The organism is Nocardia brasiliensis IFM 10847, from assembly GCF_000710915.1.
Taxonomy (GTDB): domain Bacteria; phylum Actinomycetota; class Actinomycetes; order Mycobacteriales; family Mycobacteriaceae; genus Nocardia; species Nocardia brasiliensis_A.
The window spans coordinates 1-7827 of sequence record NZ_BAUA01000088.1 but is presented as its reverse complement, the minus strand read 5'-3'; the positions used below and the strand labels follow the sequence as shown (position 1 = coordinate 7827).

Below are 7827 nucleotides of genomic sequence, written 5' to 3'. Positions count from 1 at the left end.
CGGCAGGCAACACGGGCGCGGCAAGCAAACACAGGCGCGGCAAGCAAACACAGGCGCGACAAGCGAAGACCTGCGCGGCAGACCAACACGGGCGCGGCACGCGAATAGCTGTGCAGCGCGCAACAGCTCGTGGCGCTCACTGAACTCGCGTGTCGGCGGGCGCGTCCGGGCAGCGCCGATCGAGGCAGCACTCCGGACGGGCCCGTCGAACCGCGTCAGTGGACGTGGCTACTGAGCGAACCGCTCCACGGAGCCGAGCCCGATCGGCCCCCACTCATCGCAGCGTGTACCTGGTCCGCGACACATTGAACCCGTACTCGGCATTCACGCACTGGATGCCTGATTCGCGCGGCAGTCCGGTGCAGGTGATCGCGTCACTGGCGATGATTTTGCGGAAGGGCAATCGCTCCCCCAGCATGACGATCTGGGTACAGCTGTAGCTCGCCTCCGCGGGCCCCTGATTGCGCAACGTGAACTTCGGATACGGCCCGTAGCCGCCGCAGTCCGGTTTCGGTCCGGGCAGCGTGATCGCCCACCCGTGCACCACACAGAACACCTCCTGATCATCGAGAATGCAGCCCACCTGTCCCGGACTGGTGTCCACCTCGGAAAACACGTGCCTGGTCGCCTGTGCCGGCGCAGCCGCGACTCCAACCAGCAGAGCGCCCAGCGCAATCCCCAACACGACCCTACGACTTCGTAATTCGAACATGCCCCCACCCTCACCGCCCCGAGTTTCACCGCCACTTCACCCGAATCTCGAGCACCGACCGCGAATCAACCCGCGTCCCTGACACTCCCGTCCGCGACGCCCCGACCAAGCCCCTAGGCCATCACACCTCCGTTACCGGCTCGGGCACCACGATACGGCTGCAGAATCGCCGGGGCGAACGGCTTTTTCGCAGTTCAGCGTCATGCTCGGTGGCGCTCAGGGTGACCCGAGGCCGAGGATGCCGGCGGAGTCGAGGGTGCCGGCGCGGGAGGTGTCTTTCAGGTCTACGCCCGAGCGGCCCAGGCGGTGGGCGCCGGTGACCAAGGCTGCCGCTACTTTTGCGGCTCGGGTGTAGGTGAGGCCGTCTGGCGGGTGGATGTTGGAGATGCAGTTGCGGTCGGCGTCGGTGCGGCCGGGGCGGGGTCGGTGGGTGAGGTAGATGCCGAGGCTGTCGGCTACCGAGAGACCTGGGCGTTCGCCGATCAGGACGATGACGGTGCGGACGCCCATCGCCGCGGCGATGTGGTCGCCCAGCGCGACACGGGCCTGCGTCGCGATCACCGGGGGTGCGAGCGAATAGTGCGGGGCGAGTTCGGCTATGAGGGCGGCCAGTGTTTGTACGCCGTGGTCGGCGAGGGCGCGCGGCGAAAGCCCGTCCGCCAGCACGAACCCGATCTCCGCCCCGCTGTAGGGCACCGCGGACAAAGGAGGCGCCGAGCCCACACCCTCCGTGCCGGATTCAACGGCCGATCGTCGCGTCCCGCCCATGACCGCGGGCGCTACTTCAGTGGCCGGCCGCAGCACCGAAGCCGCGCCGACAGAGGCCGATTCAGCGGCCGACTGCACCGAGGACCCCGCAACGGGCACTGAGTCAACCACCGACCTGTGCGCCGAAGCCCCGACAGCAGATGCTGAGTCAGCGGCCACCCACTGCACCGGTGCCGTGGCAGCGAGCATTACCTCAACCGCCGAGCACTGCGCCGAAGCATCGGCAGCAGGCACCGAATCAATCACCGCGCCTGGTATCGAAGCGCTGACAGCGCACTCCGAAGCTACCGCAGCAGACGCTGAGTCAGCGGTCGACCGAGGCACCGAACCTGTTGCACCCTCGGCTGTATCGTGTGCTGCCTGGCCCGAACTCGTTGTGAGGACAGCGGATTCGCCGGGGATTCGGCCGAGGTCCGGGCGGCGGAGGTATTCCGCTCGGGTGCGAGCCGCACTGCGGACGTGCACCGGATCACCCAGGCCGAGGGCGGTGACGCGACTGGTCAGGTCGCCGAGGTTCAGCGGGGTGTGCACCGCGTCGCGTGCGGCCGAATGCGCGGCACGGAATTCCAGGACCCGCGCGGTGGGCAGCGCGTCACCGGAGCGCCCCAGCCCGATCCTCGACTGCGTACTACGCCGCAACTCCTGCCAGAACTGTTGCTCGGCAGCACTTTCCGCCGCACCCGACCGATCCCGCGACTCCCACTGCGCACACTCTCCGTCGCCTGCCACCGAGACACTCCGCCCCATTTCACTCTCCTCACCCACTCGCCGCCCATCAACCCCTTGCCGCGCACCATCTCCCACCTTCATCACGCACCCGCCAGCGCACGCAACGGCGAGGACAGCGGCGGAACGGGAAGGACGCGCCCTGCGGCATCGATCATGCCGAGTCCGGACAACCAGGATTCGAATTCGGGGGCAGGGCGCAGGCCGAGGACGCGGCGGGCGTAGAGGGCGTCGTGGAAGCTGAGGCTCTGGTAGCCGAGCATGATGTCGTCGGCGCCGGGCACCGCGATGACGAAGGCGCATCCGGCGGCGCCGAGGAGGGTGAGCAGGGTGTCCATATCGTCTTGGTCGGCTTCGGCGTGGTTGGTGTAGCAGACGTCGACGCCCATCGGCAGCCCGAGCAGCTTGCCGCAGAAGTGATCTTCGAGGCCGGCGCGGATGATCTGCTTGCCGTTGTAGAGGTATTCGGGCCCGATGAACCCGACAACGGTGTTGACCAGCAACGGATCCAGCTCCCGGGCGACGGCGTAGGCGCGGGCCTCCAGCGTCTGCTGGTCGACCGGCCTGCCGCCGGTGCCCAGGTGCGCTCCGGCCGAAAGTGCCGAGCCCTGACCGGTTTCCAGGTACATGACATTGTCACCGACCGTGCCGCGCCGCAGCGACCGGCCTGCCTCGTTGCATTCGCGCAGCAGCGACAGCGTCACACCGAAGCCCGCGTTGGCCCCTTCGGTGCCCGCCACCGACTGGAACACCAGGTCGACCGGCGCACCCGCCTCGATCAACCCGATCGTCGTGGTCACGTGCGCGAGCACACAGGACTGGGTCGGGATGTCGAACCGCGTCCTGACCTCGTCGAGCAGGTTGAGCAGGTCGGCGGTCGCCTGCGGTGCGTCCGTCGCGGGATTGATGCCGATCACGGCGTCACCGCAGCCGAGCAGCAGCCCGTCGAGGGTGGCGGCGGCGATGCCCCGCGGGTCGTCGGTGGGGTGGTTCGGTTGCAGCCGGGTGGCCAGTGTGCCGGGTCGCCCGACGGTGGTACGGAAACCCGCGGTCACCACGCAGGCTCGCGCCACCGCGATGAGATCTTGGTTGCGCATGATCTTGCTGACCGCGGCCACCATCTCCGGCGTCAGCCCCGGCGCCACCGCCCGCAGGATCGCGGCCGCACCCGGTCCCGCCGCGACGGCGAGCAGCCAGTCCCGGAATCCGCCGACGGTGAGCGCCGAAACAGTGTGGAACGCAAGGCGATCGTGGCTGTCGATGATGAGCCGCGTGACCTCGTCGGTCTCGTAGGGCACCACGAGTTCGTCGAGGAATCGGGTGAGCGGCACGTCGGCCAGTGCCCACTGCGCGGCGGCCCGCTCCGCGTCGGAAGTCGCGGCGCAGCCTGCCAACTCGTCTCCGCTGCGCTGCGGCGTGGCCTTGGCGAGCAAGTCCACCAGCCCGTCGAAGGTGTAGGTGACGCCGCCGAGCTGCTGCGTGTAGCGGGTCATGCGACATCCGCCTCGGCGAGTACGGCGAATTCCTCATCGGGCGTGCCTGCCACAAGCCGATGCCTGCTGTACAGGCCGAAGTACGCCATGCAGACGACGAACGCGCCGAGCGTCCAGGCCGCCGCGACCGGATCGACCAGGAACGTGGCGATCACTGCGGCACAGGCGATCACGAGCGCGAACGCGGTGGTGTACACCCCGCCGGGTGTGCGATAGGGGCGCGCCATGTCCGGCTCACGCACGCGTAACACGATGTGGCTCACCATCATCAGCACATAGCTCAGTGCCGCGCCGAACACGGCCATGTTCAACAGCATCGCCCCTTCGCCGGTCAGCGACAACGCGAAACCGACGATGCCGGGCACGATCAGCGCCAGCACCGGTGCCTTGCGCGCGTTGGTCACCGACAGCCGGGTCGGCAGATAGCCCGCCCGCGACAGCGCGAAAGTCTGCCGGGAGTACGCGTAGACGATAGAGAAGAAGCTGGCCACCAGCCCAGCGAGGCCGATGTAGTTCACCACCGTCGCCGCACCGCTGTCGCCGAGCGCCTCGACCAGCGGATTACCCGACGCCGAAACAGCCTGTGCGCCAATGGCTCCGGTGGCCAGGAACAGCACGGTCGCCGCGGTCACAATGAGCACCAGCATCGCGCTGATGATGCCCTTCGGCACGTTGCGCTCGGGTTCCCGCGCTTCTTCGGCGGCCAGCGGCACCCCTTCCACGGCGAGGAAGAACCAGATCGCGAAGGGCACCGCGGCCCAGATGCCGAACACCCCGAACGGCAGGAACGACGAACTGCCGAGCGCATCCGGATCCGCCGGGATATCGGTCAGCTTGCCGACCTCGAACCGCCCCCACGCCGAGACCGCGAACACCGCCAGACCGGCCAGCGCGATCCCGGTGATCACGAACATCGCCTTGAGCGCCTCCCCCGCCCCGGTCAGATGCACCCCGATGAACAGCGCGTACACGCCGAGATACACCCACCAGCCGTCGGTGACGCCGAACAGGTGCAGCGATTCCACGTAACCGCCGATGAACGTGGCGATGGCGGCGGGCGCGATCGCGTACTCCAGCAGAACCGCTGTGCCCGTGGCGAATCCGCCCCACGGCCCCAGCGCGCGCCGCGCGAAGGTATAGCCGCCGCCCGCCGCGGGCAGCGCCGCGGACAGCTCCGCCATGCCGAACACCATGGCCAGATACATGCCCGCGATCAGCACCGTCGCGATGAGCAACCCGCCGAATCCACCTTCGGCGAGGCCGCTGTTCCAGCCCGCGTAGTCGCCGGAGATCACATAGCTGACGCCGAGCCCGGCGAGCAGGACCCACCCCGCAGAGCCCGAGCGCAGGGTGCGTTTGGCCAGATAGTCCGCGCCCGCGGTGACCTTCATGTCCTCGATCGTCATAGACGCAGCGCACTCCTCATCCACATACCGTTTGGTCGGTGGACCAATTCTTGGCAGCGAATGTTGCCCGGGTGTGAAACGAGGTTACGGACGCCGCCTCGCCGCCGGTGACGCAGCGCACACGCCGGGCGGGTCGCGTGCCTGCGTCCGCACGACACGGCACACTTGGCTGGTGGTTGCCTCCCCGGTCCAGTTCCGGTCGCCCTGGACTCAGACCATCGACCTCAGGACCGAGCTGCGCACCGCGTGGGACTGGCTGCGCCGTCCCGCGCTGGTGCGCCGTGTCCTCCCCGCGATCCGCACCCATCTGGGCGCGGCCCCGGCCAGCACCGCCTATGCGTTCACCCTGTTCGTCACGTGGTGGACGCTGCGGGGTGTGGGTGACTCGGTGGAGCGCAGGCTGATCTTCTCCGCCTCGACCAATCTCTACAACATGCGCCACAACCCGGTGCAGGTGCTGGTCGCCTCGGCGTTCTGGACCGACGGCGGGTTCCCGTGGACCACCATCGTCAGCTTCCTGGTGGTGATGGCCTACGCCGAACGCTGGCTCGGCACCGGCCGCTGGATCGTGCTGTTCGCCACCGGGCACATCGGCGCGACGCTGCTCACCGTCACCGGTATCTCGCACGCCATCGACCGCGGCGTCATCCCGTTGAAGGTGGCGGTCGCCGCGGACGTCGGTACCAGTTACGGCTTTTCGGCGGTGCTGGCCGCGATGGCGTTCCGGTTCCGCGGACCGGTCCGGCTGCTGTGGGCGGGCACGCTCACCGTGGTCCTGGTCGCGGCGCTGTGGATCGGGCCGACCTTCACCGACTACGGCCACCTGTGCGGGGCCGCCATCGGCTTCGTCGTCGGCGCGCTGGCGACGCTGCTCGGCCGCTGGGTGCAGCGGCGCACGGCGGCGAAAGAGCCGGTTCCGGTCAGCCGGTGAGCACAGCGGGCTTGGCGCGCCGCTGCACCAGCCCGACGACCGGTTCCACCACCCGCGCCACGATCGGCCCGAGTATCGCCATCAACAGCACATACGCCGAGGCGAGCGCGGCCAGCTGACCGTCGACCCCACCCACGGTCACCGCCAGGCCCGCGATGACGATCGAGAATTCCCCACGCGCGACCAGTGCCGCGCCCGCCCGCGCGCGCCCCATCCGCCGGATGCCCTGCCTGCTCGCCGCCCACCAGCCGGTCGCGACCTTGGTCAGCACGGTGACCACGGCCAGCCCGACCGCCCAGCCGAGCACCGGCGGAATCGCCGTCGGATCGGTGGTGAGGCCGAACGCCACGAAGAAGATCGCCGCGAACAGATCACGCAGCGGCTCCAGCAGTTTCGCGGCCTCGTGCGCGGTCGATCCGGAGATCGCGATGCCGAGCAGGAACGCCCCGACCGCCGCGGACACGTTCAACGCGGAGGCCACACCGGCCACCAGCAGCGCCGCGCCGAGCAGCTTGAGCAGGAACACCTCGCGGTCGTTGCTGTCCACGATGGCCGAGACGTAGCGCCCGTAGCGCAGTGCCACCACGAGCACCACTGTGATCGCGGTCAGCGCGACGGCGAGCGATTTGAGTCCGCTGGCGAAGCTCACCCCGGCCAGGATGGTGGTGAGGATCGGCAGGTACACCGCCATCGCCAGGTCCTCGAACACCAGGATCGACAAGATCACCGGTGTCTCCCGGTTGCCGAGCCGCCCGAGATCGTCGAGCACCTTCGCCACGATGCCCGACGACGAGATATAGGTGACCCCGCCCATCGTGACGGCGCCGATCGGTCCCCAGCCGAGGATCAACGCCACCACCACGCCGGGCGTCGCGTTCGCGACGATGTCCACCAGACCCGCCGCCCACGAGCGGCGCAGTCCGGTCATCAGTTCCGGTGCGGTGTATTCCAGGCCGAGCAGCAGCAACAGCAGCACGACGCCGATTTCGCCTGCCACGTGGCCGAATTCGTTGGCGGCGGTGAGTTCGATGAAGCCTCCCTGGCCGAACGCGAGGCCGCCGAGCAGATACAGCGGGATCGGCGACATCCCGAAGCGCCCCGCCAGCCGCCCGAACATGCCGAGGGCAAAGAGAATCGCTCCGAGCTCGATCAGGGCGAGCGCGGTTTCGGTCACGGGCTCAGCCGTGGGTCAAGATCTTCGCGGCCGCGTCGAGGCCGTCCGGGGTACCGACCACCACGAGCAGGTCGCCCGTGGTGAAGGTGAAATCCGGTCCGGGTGAGGGATGCAACTGCCCGGCACGCATCACCGCGACGATCGACACCTTGGTGCGGGTGCGCATCGCGGTCTCGCCGAGGGTGCGACCCGCGTAGGGGGACTCCTCCGCGATCGCCATCTGCCGGGTGGTGATGCCGGGCAGATCGCTGTGCTCGTCGTTGAGCTTGGCCACGAGCTGGGGCGCACCGAGCAGGTTGGCCAGCACGGCGGCCTCGTCGGTACTCAGCGGAATCTGCGCCGCGCAGGCGTCCGGATCGTCGAGTTTGGAGACGATCAGATCGATGTCGCCGTCGCGATGCGCGACCACGCCGATCCGGCGGCCCGACCGCACCTCGAAGTCTTTTCGGACCCCAATTCCGGGTAGCGCAGTGACGTCGACATTCACACACTCCAGCGTAGACCGAGGTCTCGTCCGTCCGCCGGTGCGGTCATCACTTCGGCGGATGGCGCCTGGTCAGGGCTGTGCTGAGATGGAAGCGTGCGGCAATGGACGGAGATTCCGGGAACGGCGCGCG

6 protein-coding genes and 2 pseudogenes are annotated in these 7827 nt (G+C 68.7%); 1 reads left to right on the top strand and 7 read right to left on the bottom strand.

What is annotated here, in order from left to right; translation table 11 throughout:
• Positions 1-274 precede the first annotated feature (274 nt).
• The 5 genes and pseudogenes from NBRGI_RS19080 to eat form a co-directional block, all read right to left on the bottom strand.
• Positions 275-604 carry a hypothetical protein gene (locus tag NBRGI_RS19080; RefSeq protein WP_148310874.1) on the bottom strand — a complete coding sequence of 110 codons (330 nt, stop codon included), beginning with the start codon at positions 602-604 and terminating at the stop codon, positions 275-277.
• 324 nt (positions 605-928) lie between these two features.
• Positions 929-1606 (bottom strand): annotated as a pseudogene (locus tag NBRGI_RS43960) (ethanolamine ammonia-lyase light chain EutC); the annotation flags it as partial.
• Between the two features lie 270 nt (positions 1607-1876).
• A pseudogene (locus tag NBRGI_RS46475) lies at positions 1877-2227 on the bottom strand (ethanolamine ammonia-lyase light chain EutC); the annotation flags it as partial.
• A gap of 62 nt (positions 2228-2289) precedes the next feature.
• Positions 2290-3699 (bottom strand): ethanolamine ammonia-lyase subunit EutB, encoded by a 1410-nt coding sequence (locus NBRGI_RS19070; protein ID WP_029898168.1) that lies wholly within the window; start codon positions 3697-3699, stop codon positions 2290-2292.
• Positions 3696-5105, bottom strand: coding sequence for an ethanolamine permease (gene eat, locus NBRGI_RS19065; RefSeq protein WP_029898166.1), 1410 nt, complete (start codon positions 5103-5105; stop codon positions 3696-3698). Before eat ends, NBRGI_RS19070 begins: the two co-directional genes overlap by 4 nt.
• 172 nt (positions 5106-5277) lie before the next feature.
• On the opposite strand from eat, the gene NBRGI_RS19060 reads away from it, so the two are divergent.
• A complete protein-coding gene (locus NBRGI_RS19060; protein WP_195092563.1) occupies positions 5278-6036 on the top strand; it encodes a rhomboid-like protein in 759 nt (252 codons plus the stop codon).
• Here NBRGI_RS19060 and NBRGI_RS19055 read toward each other — a convergent pair.
• Positions 6026-7210 carry a cation:proton antiporter gene (locus NBRGI_RS19055; protein ID WP_029898162.1) on the bottom strand — a complete coding sequence of 395 codons (1185 nt, stop codon included), beginning with the start codon at positions 7208-7210 and terminating at the stop codon, positions 6026-6028. The two genes, NBRGI_RS19060 and NBRGI_RS19055, sit on opposite strands and share 11 nt — an antisense overlap.
• A gap of 4 nt (positions 7211-7214) precedes the next feature.
• Positions 7215-7697, bottom strand: a complete 483-nt coding sequence (locus NBRGI_RS19050; protein WP_029898160.1) for a cation:proton antiporter regulatory subunit — start codon at positions 7695-7697, stop codon at positions 7215-7217.
• Positions 7698-7827 lie beyond the last annotated feature (130 nt).